This window comes from Ligilactobacillus salitolerans (assembly GCF_003864415.1).
In the GTDB taxonomy this organism is placed as follows: domain Bacteria; phylum Bacillota; class Bacilli; order Lactobacillales; family Lactobacillaceae; genus Ligilactobacillus; species Ligilactobacillus salitolerans.
In genome coordinates, this window is record NZ_BFFP01000005.1 from 36,998 (window position 1) to 56,663 (window position 19,666).

A 19,666-nucleotide genomic window follows, 5' to 3' on the forward strand; every position below is an offset into this window, starting at 1 on the left:
AGGTGCTTTGATAATGAAAAGCTTAAAAAGATGGTTATTACCGGTTGTTGCTGTGTGTAGTGCCTTAGTGCTCACGGCTTGCGGCAACTCGAAGGATTCGAGTAACAAGCAGACCATGAATTTATCGGTCAACAGTGACATTGCATCAATGGATCCGTCCCTGGCTTCAGACACGACCAGCATGCAGCTGCTAGAAAATACGGGCGAAGGTTTCTTGCAGATCGGCAAAAATAATAAGATCGAAAAGGAACTGGCTCAAAAGATCGCAGTTTCCAAAGATGGTAAAACATATACCTTTACGTTAAGAAAAGACGGCAAATGGAGCAATGGCGATCCAGTCACGGCGCAGGACTTTGTCTATGGCTGGCGCCGGACCGTTGACCCGAAGACAACCTCGGCTTATGCCTACTTATATTCCGGAGTGGAAAATGCCGATGACATCATCGCCAATAAGAAGAAACCAGAGACTCTGGGGATCAAAGCTTTAGGCAAGTACAAGGTGCAAGTCAAGCTGGACCACCCGATCGCTTACTTTAAACTCTTGTTGGCAATGCCGGTCTTCTACCCGCAAAACCAAAACGTGGTTGAAAAATACGGCAAGAAGTATGGCACGAATGCCAGCCGGACGGTCGCTAATGGTCCGTTCAAAATTGTTGGTTGGAATGGCACCAATTCTAAGTGGAAACTCGTCAAAAACACCAAATACTGGGACAAGAAAAACGTCCACTTGGATGCCGTTAATTTCCAAACCGTTAAATCACCTTCAACTGGTTTGAACCTGTATCAGACCAAGAAGCTGGACCAAACGATGCTGATGGGCAATCAAGTGGCCAATAAAAAGAGCTCGAAGGATTATGTGAAGACGAAGACTGCAACTTCGCTTTATTTGCAATTCAACCGGAGCTCGCCGTCTTCCGAGACTTTAAAGAAAGCCTTTAATAACATTAACATTCGCAAAGCCTTGTCCCTGTCACTGAATCGGAAATCATTGACCGGCAAGGTTTTGACAGACGGGTCTGATCCTGCCAAAGGGTTCGTGACTGCCAACCTCGCCAAAAATCCCAAAACAGGGGAAGACTTCGCCTCTGAAGCTTATGTCAAGGAAGGCGTTGCTTACAATAAAAAGCTCGCTCAAGAGTATTGGAAGAAAGGTTTAAAAGAGATCGGCCAAACAGGCTTAAACGTGAAGCTGCTCAGTGACGACGATGACACAAATAAGCAGACCGCTGAATTTGTCCAAAGTGCTTGGGAAAATAACCTGCCGGGGATGAAGGTCGATATTAACAGCGTGCCGAAGACGATCAGGATCTCCCGTTCTGAAAAACGCAACTTTGATATTGTGATTTCTGGTTGGGGCGCAGACTTCTCTGACCCGATCACGTTCTTGAACCTTTACCAAAAGGGCAACTCTGGGGATGCAGGTGATTACGATAATGCAGCCTTCAACAAGCTGATCGATGAGATCAACAATAATCCGTCCAATGACCAGCAAGTGCGCTGGAATAACATGGTCAAGGCTGAAAAGCTCTTGCTGAATGATCAAGCAACGATCCCGCTTTATCAGAAAGCTTACTCTTATCTGAGAAATCCTAAGGTCAAAGGCTTGATCGAAAATTCTGCCGGCCCAGCACATAACTACAAGGGTGTGTCGATTTCCAAATGATGGGAGAAGATAAGAAAAACTTTTTGGCGATTGACATTGGCGGGACCTTTATCAAAACTGCCTTGGTAGATGAGCAAGGGTTGGTGACTGACAGACAGGAAATTGAAAATAAGTTTGCTGATAAAGAGAGCTTTTTGGAAGGCTTAACTCAGATCATCGAGCAAAATGTCCACCAAATTAGTGGCGTGGGCTTGAGTATCCCGGGTGTAGTGGATGTTAAGCGGCAGGTGATCGTTTCATCGGCGCGGTTGGCTTATCTCGAGAACGTCGAATTTCTGGACGAGTTAGCGGGAAAATACCAGGTCCCGTTTGTCATCGAAAATGATGGTAATTGTGCAGCTCTGGCTGAAAAGAGATGCGGGAATTTAAAAGGAGTCGCTAATGGGGCGATGATCGTTCTAGGGACTGGCCTGGGTGCCGCGGTTTTTGTCCAGGATCAATTGGTGCACGGAGCACATTTTGTCGCTGGGGAACCAAGCTTTATGGTCTTGGATGATTCTGCAACAGGGAGAGCGAAGACTGCTGCAGACTTATCGGTCACAGAAATGGTTAAGCAGATTTCACTCCACTTGCAACTGCCAGAACCTTATACCGGGCAAGCAGTTTTCAAGCAGATCCAGGAAGGCGAACCATTTGCCGTGGGAGAATTTAACCACTTTTGTCGACACGTGGCTACGATCATCTATAATATCCAAACGATCCTAGATTTGGAGCAGGTTGTGATCGGCGGCGGCATTAGTCGCCAGCCTTTGTTGATCGAAAAGATAAATGAGAGTTTGCTGGAGTACTTTGAAAGTGACCCGCTTGCCCACAGGACAATGACCATGCCTTTAGTGGTTGCCGCTCGTTTGTATAACGATGCCAATTTGGTTGGGGCAGTTGTGCCGCTGATCTGATTAAATGCATAAAAAGGAGCAGAACCTGTTTTGATTTTTGAATCAAGACAAGGCGCTGCCTTTTTTTGTGCTGACCCAGCCAGTGAAACTTTGGCAGCAGCCGGATTCCAAGCTTTTGCTAGTTCTTCATGCGTACAAAAGGCATGGCTAAGAGGCCAACCACTGCGCCCCACACAAGATTAGTCACGATGACACTTACCAGTGCGAAGGGGTTCGTGATCGGTCCCTGCAAGCTGCCAGTTAATAGTGGCGATAAAACTACACTTAAAATGATTGCCCAGATGGCATAAACTAGACCGGAAGCCGCTAATACGATGACCGGATGATCAACTCGTTTAAAGAGCACAGCTCCAAGCCAGATGACTGAGATCAAAATCGTCAAAATGATGCTGCCCACTCTATCCGTTGGGAAAAGGTGGATCAACCCCGTGATTTTAGTTAAGGGACGCAATGCAGCGATAGTTCCTAGAGTCAGAATTAGTAATTTGTTTTGTTTAATTGTGTTTTTCAACATGGGTAGGTTCGCTCCTATAATGTATTATATTATACAATATATAGTATTGTTTTAGAAAAAGCAAGAAGGAAAAATGTAACTTTTTTGGCAACTAGGACACAAAAAACCTGCAAGGTAACACTTTCTGACGTGTTAGCTTGCAGGTTTTCGACTATGACTGAATCTTTTTGAAGGTCATTTGAATCAGCCTGAGTGCATCTGATAGGTTTATCCAAGGAGGTTAATACGGGTGTAGTTGCTGTAACTAGCGCCGTATTCTTCGTCTAAGTCTAGGGCTACAGAAGCGGTGCAGAGATTATTTAAGCGAATATTTTGGTGCTTAGAGAGCTGCTTGTCCGCCATCAACAGAAATAACGGCTGCTGTCGTAAATTTAGAGACATCAGAACATAAGAACAATACCATGTTCGCAACATCGATTGGTTTTCCAGCAGTATTCATAGGGTTAAGTCCTGTCATTTCTGCCCATTTTTCGGGGGTATCTTTGTAACCCTCTATCATTTCAGTTTCAATTAGTCCGGGAGCAATTGTGTTTACTCTGATGCCTTCTTTGGCATGATCGAAAGCCGCAGCTCTTGTCATTCCAATTACCGCATGCTTGGCTGCGATATATGGCAGCATGTTGTCAGGCTTGGCACTCAGACCGGAGATTGAAGAAGTATTTACAATTGCACCACCATTATGTTTACGCATATAGTCTAGTTCATATTTCATACATAAGAAGACACCTTTAGCGTCAACATTCATGGCTTTATCATATTCTTCTTCTGGCATATCAGAGGCCTTGCCTGGCAGATTTGCCATGCCGGCATTATTAAATGCTGCATCAACTCCACCATATGTTTGAATAGCTTGGTCGACTAGTTTTTTAACGGAGGATGAATCGGCTACATCTGTCTTAATAAAGATTGCTTTTCCACCAGCATCCTTAATTTCTTGCGCTATATTTTGCCCGTTGGGATCAATGTCGCCAATAAGGACATTGGCGCCGCTTTGACCAAAGAGTTTAGCTGTCGCTGCCCCAATTCCACCAGCAGCACCAGTTACAATGGCTGTTTTACCAGAAAAATCAAATTTAACCATAACTTTTTCCTCCTCAAAAATATGCTTGTAAAATAATTCACAAACTTATTATAGCATTTTTTCTATATGATTCACTTTGAAAGGAACATTTATTTAAATTAAAAATTTCGTTTAAAAAACGTTCAAAGATCATCTTATACAAAAAAATAAACTCGCTTTGAGGAGACGTGTAATCAGTCAATCAGATAAATTAGTTTGCAATCAATTTGCTCAGCTTAGGGGAAATCAATATGAATGTAAACAAAAAAATAGTTTGAAAGCTCTGGTCAAAGTTTTGATGGCCAGTAGGGAGTGTCAAGAAGGTTGGATTGTAGCGAAAACGTTAAAGATAGATATGATGGCTTTAAGAAATAAATTAATTGTTGATAAGTTTTATATATTTCCAGAATATGTATTATTATCCACAAAAACTGTGCAATTTATATTCTGTTGGGAGGGTTAGGATAGGCAAAATGTAGATGTCTTAACTTTCTTTTTGTTTACTGGAAAAGAGTTAAATTCGTACTTGGATAGGGTGGTTTATGAGATTTAATGAATAATCTGCTTTAGTTTACGAATAAAGATACCTTAATGTTGAATTTAGCCACATTGCCTATGTGAAAAATAAAACATACAATTATGGTGAAAACAATAATGATGGAATTATTGAGTTAGATGGTCTTACTTGTAACATCTGAATAATAAAAGGAGTTGAGATCGAATGCACCGAGAAAAACGATTAGACTTGATTAAGAAGATCGTAGACTCAAAGAAAATTGCAACTCAAGAGGATTTACTCGCAGCACTAAAAAACGAAGGCGTCGTTGCCACTCAAGCTACGGTTTCTAGGGACATTAAAACTCTGGGGCTTTTCAAAAGTGTCAAAGCTGATGGTACAAAGTGTTATGTAACACCTTATGAACAAAAGAAAGAGAAAAAACTCAATAAAATTCATGAGGCAATTCGTAGTAATGTTACAGGTGTTGAAAGAATTGCATGGCTAAATATTGTCAGAATGCCATTAAATTCAAATTATGCTAACGCCTTAGGGTCTCTTTTTGACACGAGTAACATGCCTGAAATCGTTGGGACACTTGCAGGAAATGATACATTAGTCATCATCAGTAGAAGTGAAGATGATGCGATTAAGATGAAACAATTTATTTTGGAGAGCATCAATAAATAGTCGTTTGTTTTTTTAGAAAGCTATTTAAGAAGTTCTCTTAATTCAGGAATTTATTATTGACCACTTTGGAAAAAGAGACGAGGACAGATAATTTGTGCTACGGTTTTATTAAGCTTTGAAGAGTGTGTAGGAATATGGCAGGTTGCATGCAAGTGAGTTTTACAAGGAACTTCTGAAACATTTGTACAAATTTGAAGAGCAATGGGAAGTAACAGGACCAAAGATGGTTGTAGTTGCTTTCCATTTTTATTTATGACGATCATTGCGTTTTTCAGCTCTAAAAAGGCATGTTTTTTGACAATCCTCGGATTCTAATTACAAACTTCACAAAGAATAATAATTAATATTTTATTCTCACTTTATTCAAAATAATAACATTCATGCATTGAACCTCCGTAAAAATGTATAAACCATCGTCCAAATTTCATCTTTATTTAAGCAAAAATAAAACAAAAAAGCATTGATAAATCAACGTTTGACAGCAATTTTACAGTGAAGTACACTCAAGATGTCAAAAGGAAATAAATACTAAGGAGTGAGTTTTATGCATAATTCAACAGGGGTTATTATACCTGAATCTCATGCAAATGATGTTAAAAATTTTGGATTTAGTAGCCCAATTCACATAACTTCGGAAATTGGAAAATTACGCTCTGTAATTTTAAAACGTCCGGGCAGAGAAATCGAAAACTTAACACCAGATACCATGTCGCGATTGTTATTCGATGATATTCCGTATTTGCCAATTGCCCAAAAGGAACATGATTATTTTGCTCAGACTCTTAAGGATAACGGAGCTGAGGTACTGTATCTCGAAAATTTAGCAGCAGATTCTTTGAATGAAGGGGAGATCAAAAATGAATTCGTTGAACGAATGCTGCAAGAATCAGGTTTTAAGGATGGTTTGACTTATTCAGCTTTAAAGGAATATTTATTAGCCATGGAACCATTGCAGATGGTCAATACTATTATGGAGGGTATTCGTAAGACTGATATTGATTTGAATTGCAAAGACTTGCGACTCCTTTCAGAGGATGCTGATTACCCATTCTTACTCGATCCGATGCCTAACTTGTATTTCACTAGAGATCCAGCAGCTGCAATAGGTGAAGGTTTATCAATCAATCACATGACATATGCAGCCAGAAGGCGTGAATCATTATTCATGGAATATATCATCAATCATAATCCACGTTTTGCTAACCAAGGTGTGCAGGTTTGGCGAAACAGAAATCATGCCACACGAATCGAGGGTGGTGATGAATTAGTTTTAAGCGATCATGTTATGGCAATTGGAATTTCACAGCGGACGTCTGCTGATGCTTTAGAAGATATTGCCCGTAATCTTTTTTCCAATTCGAACTATGATACAGTCGTAGGAATTAAAATCCCACATAACCATGCGATGATGCATCTGGATACGGTCTTTACAATGATTAACTACAATCAATTCACTGTTCATCCACAAATAATGAATGGCGGCAAGATCGATATGTGGATACTTCATCCTGGTCAAGACGGTCGAATTACTAGTGAACACCGGACTGATTTGCTTGAGGTTTTGAAAGAGGTCTTGCATCAGTCTGAACTAGATTTGATCCCGACAGGCAACAGTGATCCAATCGTTGCACCTCGTGAGCAATGGAATGATGGTTCCAATACTTTGGCGATTGCTCCTGGAGAAGTTGTAACGTATGACAGAAACTATGTTTCAAATGAAATGCTAAGAGAACATGGGATTTTAGTTCATGAAGTTATTTCAAGTGAGCTTTCTCGTGGTCGTGGCGGCCCACGGTGCATGTCTATGCCGATTATTAGGGAAGACTTGGAAACTAATTAATAGCTAGATCCTGACTTTTTAGATGAGCAGTTTAGACTAATGAAACAAGAAAATCGGGCGAACACTGAAGTGAAAATTTAATTTTGAGGTGGATGATCACATGGAAAATAAATTTGTTGGTAAAGAGAATAGTGTTTTTCAAGGACGGAGTATTTTATCGGAAACATCGATGACTCCCGCAGAAATGGAATATTTGATTGATTTTGGACTTCATTTAAAGTTTATGCAAAAACACAATATTCCGCATCGTTATCTAGAAGGCAAAAACATTGCTTTGTTATTTGAGAAAGCATCAACAAGAACAAGATCTTCATTCGTGACGGCTGCAGTTGAATTAGGTGCACATCCTGATTACTTAGGCAAAGACGATATTCATCTAGGGAAGAAGGAAAGCGTTGAGGATACTGCTAAGATTTTAGGTTCAATGTTCGATGGAATAGAGTTTCGCGGTTTTAAACAAGAAACAGTTGATGGTTTAGCGAAGTATTCCGGCGTACCAGTATGGAATGGCTTGACAGATGAATGGCACCCGACGCAGACCATACCTGACTTAATGACAATGAAGGAAAACTTTGGTTATTTAAAGGGTCTGACGCTAACTTACATCGGTGATGGTAGAAATAACGTCGCAAATTCTCTTTTGGTAGGCGGATCGATGGTCGGGGTCAATGTTCATATTGTGACGCCAAAAGCTTTGTATCCTTCTGAAAAGCATGTTTCTATCGCCAAAGAGTATGCGACAAAGAGCGGTGCCCAGATCATGGTAACTGACAATATTGATGAGGGTGTTAAAGGTTCTAATGCCATCTATACTGATGTTTGGGTTTCAATGGGTGAGAGCGATTGGGAAGAGCGTGTCAAATTACTTAAGCCATACCAAGTCAATATGGACTTAATGAGGAAAACAGGGACTCCAGACGACCAATTGATCTTCATGCATTGTTTGCCAGCGTTTCATGATACGAAGACATCATATGGACAAGATGTCTATGAGAAATATGGAATAAGTGAAATGGAAGTCACTGACGAAGTCTTCCGTAGTAAATATTCACGTGTTTTTGAGGAAGGAGAAAATCGTAAGCACGGGATCAAGGCAATCATGGCGGCTACGCTGGGCAATTTGTTCATCCCATCGGTCTAGAATCTTTGATTCAACATCTCATGAGGAGCGCGAAGAAGGATGCCCAAAAAATCTTGTACTGCTTTAGTTAGTAGGTAACTAAAGATGGTTCAGCAGTGTCACTAGTGGTTAGACAGTTATTACTTCGTTGAAAAACGTTTCTCATTTATTTGTGGTTGCATTGGCATGTTAATCACTAATTGATCCATCTAGGATAGTCCTACAGATGGGCCCAAGGAGAGCCTGAGCATAGGTGCTATGCCAGGCCCTTTTTTCTAGGTGTTTTAAATCAGATGACCACTGATGGTTACTAATTTAACTTGAAGGGAATGAACCTAATGAAAAATAATGCAAGAGGAATTGGCGTTGGAGAATTGGTTGCTTTAATAATCAGCTCTTCAATCGGAACAGGAATATTTGGCATTATGAACGACTTGGCTAATGCAGCTGCGGCAGGGCCAGCGTTACTTGCGTGGGTTTTTGTAGGAGTGGGGATTCTTGCCTTAGTTCTTTCTTTAAATAATTTGTCAGTAAAACGGCCAGAACTTGATGCTGGAATATTTAGTTATGCTGGGGCACAGTTTGGCCCTTTAGGCGAATTTATTTCCGGTTGGGCATATTGGTTATCAGCTTGGTTAGGTAATATTGCGTTTGCGACAATGCTAATGAGTTCATTTGGAACCTTTTTTAAAGTGTTCAAAGGAGGTCAAAATTTAGCATCTATTTTTGGAGCAATTATTATTATGTGGCTGTTGACGTTTTTAGTAAATAATGGTGTTGAAAGTGCATCTTTTATTAACACTATTGTTACCATTTGCAAATTAATACCAATATTTGCCTTTGTGGTGATCATGTTCATCAGCTTTAAAGTCGGAATCTTTACAGCTGATTTTTGGGGCAACGTTGCCAATAATGTCTTACACAATGGCAAAACTGTTTCCTTATTTGAACAAATGAAAGGTTCCATCATGGTTATGATGTGGGTCTTCATTGGTATCGAAGGTGCTTCGGTTTTAGGCAACCGTGCTAAACAAAAATCTGATGCACAGAAAGCGACGATTTATGGACTGATCTCGTTATTGATAATTTATATTTTAGTATCCTTGTTACCTTATGGAGTAATGACCCAGGCGAAAATTGCCACATTGCAGCAGCCAGCTATGGGTGAGATTTTGAGACATGTCGTTGGTTCATGGGGTTCGGTTATGATTAACCTTGGCTTGATTATTTCTACACTTGGCGCTTGGATCTCATGGACGATGCTGCCAGCTGAGACAACAATGCTGATGGCGAAGGATAAGACATTGCCCAAATCATGGGGGAAGGTTAACAAGAAAAATGCACCAACATATTCATTAATGATCACAGGTGTCATGCAGACTATTTTCTTATTTTCACTGCTCTTTACTGAATACGCATACAACTTCGCTTATAGTCTATGTACAGCTGCGATTTTGATTTCATATTTAATGGTTGGAACTTACCAAATGCAGTTTTCATACAAAAAGAAAGAGTGGGGACAATTTGTAATCGGGGTTATTGCAGCTGCGTTTCAATTAACAGCAATGGTTTTAGCCGGTTGGCAACAAGTCTTGATGGTTACGATTCTCTATATCCCTGGATTTATCTTCTATTATTTGTCTAGTAAAGAAAACGCCCGTGCTATCAATAAAAATGAAAAGTTTACAATAGGAGCCATCTTGTTGATTGCCGTCATTGCAATCGTCATGATTTCTACTGGAGCAATTAAAGTTGGCTAAAGTAAAGCAAAAAAATTTTTTAAAATACAAAGTTTATTATTGGAGGAATTACTATGGCAAAAGTTGTTGTAGCTCTGGGTGGGAATGCGATCCTCTCGGAAAATCCATCTGCTAAAGCGCAAAAACAAGCTGTTAGTCAAACAGCAAAAGAGCTGGTCAATTTTGTGAAAAATGGAGATCAATTAATTATCACACACGGTAATGGACCACAGGTTGGGAATCTTCTCCTACAGCAAAGCAGTGCGGATAGTCCAGAAAACCCGGCTATGCCCTTGGATACTTGTGGTGCAATGACCCAAGGCAGTATCGGTTATTGGTTCCAGAATGCCATGCGTGAAGAATTGCTTAAGAACGGCATCGATAAAGACGTAATGACGATTATTACGCAAACGGTCGTTTCAGGAGACGATCCGGCATTCCACGATCCATCCAAACCAATTGGACCATTTTATCAAGAAAGCCAAGTTGAAACTGTAAAACAAGAACACCCAGATTGGCAGCTAATGGAAGATGCTGGCCGAGGCTATCGCAGGGTAGTACCTTCACCAAAGCCACTTCAGATCAATGAGTACCGGGCAATACAACAAGTCGTTGACGCCGGAATAGTACCGATTGTATCTGGCGGCGGCGGAATCCCTGTAATTAAAAAAGGTGATCAGTTAGTTGGAACAGAAGCCGTAATTGATAAGGATTTTAGTGCTTCGAAGATTGCACAACTAATTAATGCAGATAAGCTTATCATCTTAACTTCTGCGGGTGGAGTTTATTATAATTTTGGAAAGCAGGAACAAGCAGAGCTGAAAAAAGTTGGCGTTCCAGAAATTCAAGAGCATATTGATGCAGTAGAATTTTCAAAAGGAAGCATGATGCCTAAAGTTCAGGCTGCAGTTGATTTTGTTCGTCAAACTGGAAATCCTGCTGTTATCGGAGATTTAAAAGATGCTAAGGAAATCATTGCAGGAACTCAGGGGACAACGATCGTGAACGAAAATGTCCAGACTGAGTACAGAAAAAGCAAGGTTTTGAGTAGTTAGATTTCAAGCTATCATGCAGAGAGAGGTGAGGAGATTAAATTCTTCTCGCTTCTTTTGTTTTCTTCGCAAGTTAATCCTATGAATAAAGTTATAGAGTGTACAGTAACTATTTATCCATGTTAGGTTGGCTTTAAAATAAATATGGTTTTTAGTTAACGCCAAAAAAAGGCTACCATCCTTATACATGTGAGTACTAGGAGACATGAAAAGGGTATAATAGTTTTGTGAATGGTATGAAAAGCTGATTAGGCAATTATTGCCTAATCTTTAATAACGAGGATTGTTAAGCTTTTTATGGCATATTAAATTGTATTGTTTTTTTGAAAAATTTAAAAAACAACTGAGGTGAAATTAGATTGGAAGCAAACCCTAAGAAATTATTAGACGAATTTATTCCAGAAGCAATGGGCAAGCAATTTGTAATTCCGGTATATCAGCGAAAGTATACCTGGACAGTAAAAAAACAGTTGGTCCAGTTCATTTCTGATTTAGTGGAATTAATTAACGATCAAAACTTAGATAAGCAGCATTTTTTAGGCACAATTGTTTATTTGGAAAAGATAATTGACTATAAAACTGAGCGTTTAATAGTAGATGGGCAGCAAAGATTAGTGACTATGTTTTTAATAGCACATGCCATGAAAGCTATCGCTGATACTGAGTTTAAGAAGTACGAAATCGAAAGCACTTACTTGTTTAACAAAGCGGAATCTCCGGAAAGTAGATACTATCAAAGACTATTTCCAGCTGTAGCAGATGGCAATGATTATCGTGCTATTTCCCAAGGAAAATTTGAAGAGGTAAAACAAAATAAGAGTAATATCGTCAAGAATTTTGTGTATTTGACGAATGAACTAAAAAAATTGGTTGATGAATATAGTTTTGAACGTGTTTTATTTGGCCTGAAACGTTTCTCTATTGTGTATATTAAGCTAGATGATAGAGATGATGCTCAGCAAATTTTTGAGAGCATTAACTCAACAGGTGAGAGGTTGACAGCATCCGATTTAATTCGAAATTTTGTCATGATGAATAAGTCCAACAAGGAACAAACTAGAATTTATGATAATTATTGGCGTAAGCTTGAAGGAATTTTCGATAACTCAAAAAGTATGGAGGACTTCTTTCGCAGTTACCTGGCAGCAATTGACGGAAAATACTCGGAAAAGAGCTACCTTTATCAGGCATTTAAAAATTATTGGGCAAAGGAAATGAAGGTTTCCCCTGAGAATAATATTTTAGAAAAGCTTGTCAGATATGCCACCTACTATCAACATCTTTATTTTGAAAAACCAGTGGGTCAATATGCGATGATTTTGGATGATTTTCAACAAATGGGAGGAACGATACTTTCTCCAATTGTTATGGAATTTTCTGAATGGTTTAAAGAGGAGCATAAAATTTCAGAAAAGCAGTTTTATAATACCTTAAAAATTCTCAATACTTACCAAATTCGAAGAACATTTAATGGTGATGAAGTAGGAAAGGTGTCTAAAGCATTTCCAACATACTTAAAGCCTATCAAGAAATATGCTGAAACATATGGTTATCAATACTTCGAAGATATTTTAAAGTTTTGCTTGATAACTCGCAACCAATCAAGAAATATGGCATTGCCTACCGATAAGTCTTTGAGAGCCAATATGGAAATACAGAATGCATATGCGATGCGTCAGACACGTTGGCTGCTGGCAAAAATTGAGAATCATGAAAATTATGCACCGGTTGATTTAAACAGTCTGTCAATTGAACATATAATGCCCCAGACAATTAATGATTATTGGAAGAAAAAAGCAGGAGTAGATGGGGAAGACTACACTGATTTGGTCAATACTCTTGGAAATTTAACTTTAGTTTCAAAAGTAGATAATTCTAAGGCAGGAAATAAAAATTTTCAAACTAAGAAAAAAATCTTTGAAGATACACTTCATATTCAAATGAACAAGGATCTTTATAGGATGGAGGAGTGGAATAATAAGACAATTAGTGAACGGGGCAATAGGATGGTTAGTGACTTAATTGAAATGTATCCTTATCTCTATTCGGAAGGCGATTATGAGCAGGAAAAGGACCACAAAGTTTATCTGGATATAAATGGAGTTAAAGCTGAAGGAAGCTTAAGCAAGAATGAAACTTTAACAATTTTCGCTGGTTCTCAAATAAATCCAAAAGCAAGTGAGGTAAGTTCAGATAAATTAGACAACCTTCGAAAAAAATTAATCGATGATGGAATTATTGCAGACAGTGGTTCGGGAATGTATTTCGTTCATGATTATGTACCGTCTTCCGTATCCAATGGAGCTGAACTGGTTCTTGGGGGCAGTAGGAATGGTTGGCAATGTTGGAAAGACTCCGCTGGTATGCTCATTAACGACTCGTTGAGGAATAAGTCATTGAATCAAAAAGGCAATGAAGATTGAAAAATAGTTTAATGGGAAAACGAGCCAATTTGACATCCATAATTTAAAGTTTATCTGAAATGCATTCAATATTTCTTGTTGTAATATATAAAAAAGGATGGTTCTCTCATGACTATTCAACAGCTCTACTACCTGGTCGTGGTGGCAGATCAAGGCTTGATTTCTAAGGCAGCCTACAAATTAAACATCAGTCAGTCTGGTTTGTCCCAAGCAATCAATAGTATTGAACAAAAAGTTGGTTTTCCGATTTTTATGCGCTCCAATGCCGGCATCTCAGTCACCAGCAATGGGCAGCCGATCATTGATCACGCGCGTGAGGTTCTGCGTGAGTATGATAAGTTAACAGAGGAGATCGACCAGATCAAAGAAAAAAGAAGGGAAGTCTTCCGAGTCGCGGTCAGTGATGAGATTTTCTTGCCCTTCATCGATGCTTTATTGTTGATTCAAGAAAAATATCCTGATTTCAAGGTCGAACTGGTAGAAACTACTCCTGACCTCGCTGTGGATGGTGTCAAAAGTAAAAAGTATGATGTGGCTTTTGTGACTTATAGTGCAGCTAACCATAGCGACCTCCAGGGTTTGCTCGTGCATAATTGTTTGGCTGGCAAACCACGGATCTATACCACGCAAGACCATTATTTATACCAGCACAAGAGACCAGTTCCACTCGATTTATTGTTGGAGCAGGAGTTCGTTTTATATAACGATGATCAGCTGTTGGCTGAAGCCGAAAAGTTTCAAAAGAAGTGTGGTAAGGTCAACATTTCTTTGATCACGGATAATTTAAATGTGATTTATGAGTTTCTGGCTAAGTTTCAAGCAGTGACTTTGCTCAGAGATTTTCAATTGAAAAATAGTTTGTACCGCGATAAAAAATCTAAATTTTATCCGCTGGAAATCGAAGGGTATAATTTTGCTGAAAACCACTATGCTTGGATAACCCGGCCAGACATGAGCTTAGCGGAAACTGAAGAAGAATTCATACAGCAGGTAGAGAAGTTCTTCATGCGAGTATAAGTCCGTCTTATACTGATATTTGCAGAGCTTCTTTTTATTTTGTCCAAATATGTGATAAAGTTCACATAAAGAACTAAAGAAATTTAGCAGGAGGCAATGTAAATGAGTTTGCAAGATGGTACTTATGCTGGAGTCTCTCAAGGCTTTGGCGGCGAGACGAAAGTCACTGTCACGATCAAAGAAGGACAGATCGCAAATGTAGTTGTGGACGAAACTAATGATACAGCAGCCGTTTCACAACAAGCAGTTAAAAAGATCCCAGAAATGATCGTGGCGGCGAAAAACTACGACGTTGACATCGTTTCTGGTGCTTCGAAGAGTTCCCAGGGGATCATGGATGCCGTGAAAAATGCTTTGGAGCAAGCAGGCGATATCTCTCAGTTAGCCGCGAAGAAAGTTGCGCCTCACTCAAACACTGTAGAAGAGGAGATTGCTGATCCGGCTGGGCAATACGCTAAATTTGACCAAGAGATCAGCACTGAACTGGTGATTATTGGATCAGGTATTTCCGGACTTTCGGCAGCCGTCCAAGCGGGACAAGACGGCGTCAAGTCGATCGTGATCGAGAAGCTAGCCGCAACTGGCGGCAACGGCGGCGGAGTCGAGGGCCAATTTGCCATCAACTCTGCGCGCCAACAAGGATTAGGGATCAATATTACGCCTAATGAGATCATGACCGCCGAGCACCAAATGGGACAATACCGGGCTAACGGTGCGATCTGGTTAGACTTCATCAACTCATCAGCCGCCAACATCGCTTGGTGTCAGGAAAACGGCGTTGAATATTCCGGGCAGGTCGATAATTACTATACCGGTTTATTCAATACCTTCCACTGGTTCAATGGCGGCCATGCTTCGCAAGGTTATGTTCCGCAAATGACCGCCAAGGCGCAAAGTTATGGGGTAGATTTCATCTTTAACACGGCGGCTAAACACCTGATTTATCAGGATAACAAGGTCACCGGCTTGATTGCTGAAGATGAAGACGGCCAGATCATCAAGATCAACGCGCAAGCAGTCATCGTGGCAACTGGCGGGATCGGCGGCAGCCGGGAGCTGGTTGGCCAACAAGGCTGGAATACTGAGCACATGCTTTTGACAGGGATGCCATCGAGTGCGGGCGACGGTTATCGCATGACTAAAGAAGTAGGTTCTAAGGACATGCTCCATGAATCAGCACAATTAGTTATGAACTATGTCCAAGCTTTCCCGACAGATGCACCTTTGCTGTACATGGACCCGATCAACGGGATCAAGGGCTTTACGACCGGCGGCGAAGTGATTTTTGTCAATGAAGAGGGCGACCGGTTCGTCAATGAAAACATCTATACCTTCAACATGATGCTGCAATCGATGGCGATGAAGCAAAATAAGGCTAGTTATGCGATCTTTACCCGTAAAATGTTCCTTGATTTTGCTCAGAAGGTTGGGGTTGAAAACGGGGCTAAAATTCTAGATCAGTCGGTCCAAGAAAATGCAGGCCAGACTTTATTTGAAAGTGAAACGATTGCAGGGCTAGCTGATGCCTTTAATTTGCCAAAAGAAAACCTGCTGCAGACGATCGAACATTACAATGAGCTGTGCCAGCAAAGAGAAGACACCGACTTTAACAAGGATGCCGACGTTTTAACAGCCCTGGAAGACGGACCATTTTACATTGCCCAGGTCGCTCAGAACTACTTGGTCGGGATCGGGGGAATCGGCACGAACAAGCGCTTCGAGGTCATCGATGACAAACACGAGGCTATCCCTGGCTTGTATGCGACTGGGATGGATGGTGTCATGCTTTACAAAAATGTTTACACCATGAACATGCCCGGGACTGCCTGCGGCTTCTCGGTTCATAGTGGACGCAATGCCGTTAAGAATGCTGAAAAAACCTTTTAATTTAAAGATAGGAGAGTAATGAACATGGCTCAGAAATTTGAAAACGAAGTTGTTTTGATCACTGGTGCCGCAACGGGAATTGGAAAAGAAACTGCCCTGCAATTTGCTAACGAGGGAGCTAAAATCGTGATCGGTGACGTCAATGACGCAGCAGCTGACGTGGCACAAAGCATCAATGACAATGGCGAGGAAGCGACCTATGTTAAGACGGATGTGACCAATGAAGATGACGTCAAAGCTTTGGTCGAAGCTGTCATCAGCAAGTATGGTCGACTCGACCATGTCTTCAATAATGCAGGCTTTTTGACACCGCCAGCTAAACTGGCAGACATCGAGACTGCGATTTTCGACAAGACGATAGCCGTTGATGTCAGAGGAGTCTTCTTGTGCATGAAATATGAGATTCCAGAAATGTTGAAGAAACACGCTGGGACGATCGTGAACACCGCGTCTGTGGCCGGCTTGGTCGCCGATCCTGTGATGTCACCATACGTAGCAGCTAAGCACGCCGTAGTTGGCTTGACCGAGGCTGCGGGGCTAGATTACGGCAAAGACGGGATCCGGGTCAATGCCTTGGCACCAGGTTTAACAGATACGCCAATGACCAAGGGCTGGAAAGATGAACCCGCAGTCTGGCAGGAAAAACTGGACAATATTCCAACAGGGACAGCCGGCATGCCAGAAGATCAAGCGGCGATGGTGCTCTTCTTGTCTTCACCAGAGGCTAAGTTCTGTAACATGCAGACGTTTACGGTCGATGGCGGTCAGACAAAACACTGAGGGATGATTAGAAGCTATAAGGAATTTGCAGAAAAATATACGGCCTGAGTCAATGGTTTAGGCTGTTTGGATAAAAGAGCAGTTGTCTTTTTTGAAAGACAGCTGTTTTTTTTCGAAAAAAAATTGGATTTTTTTGCGTATTTATAAGTAGAGGGGAGGCGATAATTTGCGCAGTAAATCAAATGAATTCCAGTATTTGGAAGTGCTGAATGAGCGGACTAAATTAACGGTGCGGGAACGTGACGCATTGAATGCTTGTCAAAAAGGATACGGCGGGGAAGTTTATTTGGATCAAGCCGTGCAGTTGGTTGCGCAGGGAGCCGATTCTGTTTGGGATGATTTGAATTTGAACTATCTCGGTCAACGGATCCAGATCGATAAGTTGCTGCAAATCGGCTCAACGCTGTATTTGATTGACGTCAAAAACTATCATGGCCACTACACTTATCGTGACCGGACTTGGTATTGCAATGGCAAACCCACGACGCACAGCATCTTCAATCAGATCGATCGGGCACATGATGTACTGGCACGCATCTTATTTGAACAGCACGTTAATTTGCAAATCGTCAAAGTTTTAGTATTTCTGGACTCAACTGCAACGATCGATGTTCAAGAGCAGACGGGAATAGTGACGAAATATCTCTGGGATTTCTGTGACTGGATCCAAAAAATTCTCCGGGAGAACAGGGATCAGCTGCAGTTTTTGGGAAACTGGCAAAAGGTGCTCCAGCCCTACGTTGCTGAACCCTACCGCCAGCCGGAAGATTTCACAGCCAATCCGCAGCGCCCTTTGCGCCAAGGGATAGTTTGTCCGAAGTGCTTCGGAAATCAATGGAATGCTAAACGTTACTTTTATGCTTGCCAACGCTGCGGTTTTTGCCAAACTAAAGAAGAAGCTTATGTCCGCACTATTTGCGACTATGGAACGTTGTATTTTAAGAAGGAACTTTGTCAGCGAGACTTGCAGGCTTTTTTAGGTGATGAATACAGCAGCAAGTATTTGAGAAAGATTCTTTGTCGGCACTTTGAGTGGTTCCATGAAACAGGGTGGAATTCCTATTATTTGAACAAGGGTGTTAGGTTCGAAGATTGGTTTGATGAAAAGATGGGCTACTTTCAGGATGTTAGGAGAAGAATAGAATGGAAAAGTTCTCCAAACTAAGGTTTTTATAAGTTTGAGCAAAAAAACAATTTATTAGCTGAAGACTCGAGCCCAAAGTTCAGAGAAGAAGGGGCCCGAGATTAGAAGTCGAGCCCCAAGTTCAGAGAAGAAGGGGCCCGAGATTAAAAGTCGAGCCCCAAGTTCAAAGAAGAAGGGGCCCGAGATTAGAAGTCGAGCCCCAAGTTCAGAGAAGAAGGGGCTCAAGATTAGAAGTCGAGCCCCAAGTTTAAAGAAGAAGGGGCTCGAGAATCAGTTGTATTTATCCCAAGACACTAAACTAATAAAAATCTGTCCAGCATTTTAAAAAGTTTGTCAGGCAGATTTTATCTTATTGGCCTTAGGTCGCTCCTAATGTTAAAAGCTCAGTGATATGGCATGGTCGTACACCCTTCAACAATTTCAAATCACCGAGGCGAGGACTATGCTAATTAGGATAAGATTGGGGGCTAGGTTATTAAACTAGCACTCTTTATTGCAGCTTTGGCGCAGCTGGTTCTCAGTTGTGCTAAAGCATACGCGATAATAAAAAAAGCTAACCATAAAGATTAGCTTTTACCCTATCATCCAAATCACGCTTGGGGCTATCGACTCGCACTCGGTAGCCCCTTTTCATTAACAATGATAGCCTGTTAAAGGCAAAAAAGCAAGCTGAGAATACTCAACAGGCTGCTCGTTTGGTTGTACAAATTACGCATACGATGCTATAATCAAATCATAAAGAAAGAGACCATGCGTCAACATGGTCTCCATCTACGATCCGCTTTAAGTGCGGTGACTAGTTTTTATGACAACAATAAAAAAGCTGCCTTATAACCGGTCAAAGTTATGTGTGGGACGGCTTTTTTTATTTTCGATCGATGTAGTCCAGCAACGCTAATAAAAGCGTGCAGGACAATACAACCAAAGAGAGTGCTTCGAAAACACTCACCGACTGTGGACCTTTCGTTCAGAATATTTCCTATAACCATAGGATCACCTCCAGATGGTGTGACAGTCACCGCCCATAAAACTTTATCGCTATTCTATTATAGCATATGAGAATCATGCTAAGTTGAAAAAGGACAGTTAATTAAATGGATTTGTCTATTGTACTTTTTTCTGCTGTTTTGATTTGAACTTGGGAGCCCCTTTTCAATAGCAAAAATGGTCTGTTTGAGATGAAAAAGCCAGGTGAGAGTACGCAGTAAGTTGTTTGTTTGGTTGTACAAATTGCGGATACGATGCTATAATCAAAGCATAAAGAAAGAGACCATGGGTCAACATGATCTCTAACTACGATCCGCTTTAAGAGCGGTGACAAGTTCTTAAGATAACAGCAAAAAAG

At 40.9% G+C, this 19,666-nt stretch carries 14 protein-coding genes; 12 read left to right on the plus strand and 2 right to left on the minus strand.

Translation table 11 applies throughout. The annotated features are described in order from the left end of the window. The first annotated feature begins 13 nt into the window (after nt 1–13). Both LFYK43_RS02460 and LFYK43_RS02465 read left to right on the plus strand, forming a co-directional pair. Complete coding sequence (locus LFYK43_RS02460; protein ID WP_124975090.1) at nt 14–1,663, plus strand: peptide ABC transporter substrate-binding protein; 1,650 nt, start codon at nt 14–16, stop codon at nt 1,661–1,663. Continuing rightward, nucleotides 1,660–2,559: an ROK family protein gene (locus LFYK43_RS02465; protein WP_124975092.1), complete on the plus strand. Its 900-nt coding sequence runs from the start codon at nt 1,660–1,662 to the stop codon at nt 2,557–2,559. The genes LFYK43_RS02460 and LFYK43_RS02465 overlap by 4 nt, the downstream gene beginning before the upstream one ends. A gap of 118 nt (nt 2,560–2,677) precedes the next feature. Here the strand turns inward: LFYK43_RS02465 and LFYK43_RS02470 are convergent, their stop codons facing one another. Further along, a complete protein-coding gene (locus tag LFYK43_RS02470) occupies nt 2,678–3,073 on the minus strand; it encodes a hypothetical protein (RefSeq protein ID WP_124975094.1) in 396 nt (131 codons plus the stop codon). Nucleotides 3,074–3,392: 319 nt separating this feature from the next. Then, on the minus strand, nt 3,393–4,154 hold the full coding sequence (locus LFYK43_RS02475; protein WP_124975096.1) for an SDR family oxidoreductase: 762 nt from the start codon (nt 4,152–4,154) through the stop codon (nt 3,393–3,395). Nucleotides 4,155–4,854: 700 nt separating this feature from the next. Between LFYK43_RS02475 and LFYK43_RS02480 the strand changes: the two genes are divergently transcribed. The 10 genes from LFYK43_RS02480 (at nt 4,855) to LFYK43_RS02525 (ending at nt 18,342) form a co-directional block, all read left to right on the plus strand. Next, nucleotides 4,855–5,319: an arginine repressor gene (locus tag LFYK43_RS02480; RefSeq protein WP_124975098.1), complete on the plus strand. Its 465-nt coding sequence runs from the start codon at nt 4,855–4,857 to the stop codon at nt 5,317–5,319. Nucleotides 5,320–5,863: 544 nt separating this feature from the next. Continuing rightward, nucleotides 5,864–7,159 carry an arginine deiminase gene (arcA, locus tag LFYK43_RS02485; protein ID WP_229717902.1) on the plus strand — a complete coding sequence of 432 codons (1,296 nt, stop codon included), beginning with the start codon at nt 5,864–5,866 and terminating at the stop codon, nt 7,157–7,159. Between the two features lie 100 nt (nt 7,160–7,259). After that, nucleotides 7,260–8,300, plus strand: a complete 1,041-nt coding sequence (gene argF / locus LFYK43_RS02490) for an ornithine carbamoyltransferase (protein WP_124975100.1) — start codon at nt 7,260–7,262, stop codon at nt 8,298–8,300. 317 nt (nt 8,301–8,617) lie between these two features. After that, nucleotides 8,618–10,039: a basic amino acid/polyamine antiporter gene (locus LFYK43_RS02495; RefSeq protein ID WP_124975102.1), complete on the plus strand. Its 1,422-nt coding sequence runs from the start codon at nt 8,618–8,620 to the stop codon at nt 10,037–10,039. A 53-nt stretch (nt 10,040–10,092) separates the two neighbouring features. Beyond that, nucleotides 10,093–11,073, plus strand: coding sequence for a carbamate kinase (arcC, locus tag LFYK43_RS02500; RefSeq protein WP_124975104.1), 981 nt, complete (start codon nt 10,093–10,095; stop codon nt 11,071–11,073). A gap of 356 nt (nt 11,074–11,429) precedes the next feature. Beyond that, nucleotides 11,430–13,493 (plus strand): DUF4357 domain-containing protein, encoded by a 2,064-nt coding sequence (locus tag LFYK43_RS02505; protein WP_124975106.1) that lies wholly within the window; start codon nt 11,430–11,432, stop codon nt 13,491–13,493. Nucleotides 13,494–13,601: 108 nt separating this feature from the next. Continuing rightward, on the plus strand, nt 13,602–14,510 hold the full coding sequence (locus tag LFYK43_RS02510; RefSeq protein WP_124975108.1) for a LysR family transcriptional regulator: 909 nt from the start codon (nt 13,602–13,604) through the stop codon (nt 14,508–14,510). A 102-nt stretch (nt 14,511–14,612) separates the two neighbouring features. Beyond that, nucleotides 14,613–16,397 carry an FAD-dependent oxidoreductase gene (locus tag LFYK43_RS02515; protein ID WP_124975110.1) on the plus strand — a complete coding sequence of 595 codons (1,785 nt, stop codon included), beginning with the start codon at nt 14,613–14,615 and terminating at the stop codon, nt 16,395–16,397. A 24-nt stretch (nt 16,398–16,421) separates the two neighbouring features. After that, nucleotides 16,422–17,177: an SDR family NAD(P)-dependent oxidoreductase gene (locus LFYK43_RS02520; RefSeq protein ID WP_229717904.1), complete on the plus strand. Its 756-nt coding sequence runs from the start codon at nt 16,422–16,424 to the stop codon at nt 17,175–17,177. Between the two features lie 166 nt (nt 17,178–17,343). Further along, nucleotides 17,344–18,342 carry a nuclease-related domain-containing protein gene (locus LFYK43_RS02525; RefSeq protein WP_124975114.1) on the plus strand — a complete coding sequence of 333 codons (999 nt, stop codon included), beginning with the start codon at nt 17,344–17,346 and terminating at the stop codon, nt 18,340–18,342. The last annotated feature ends 1,324 nt before the right edge of the window (nt 18,343–19,666 follow it).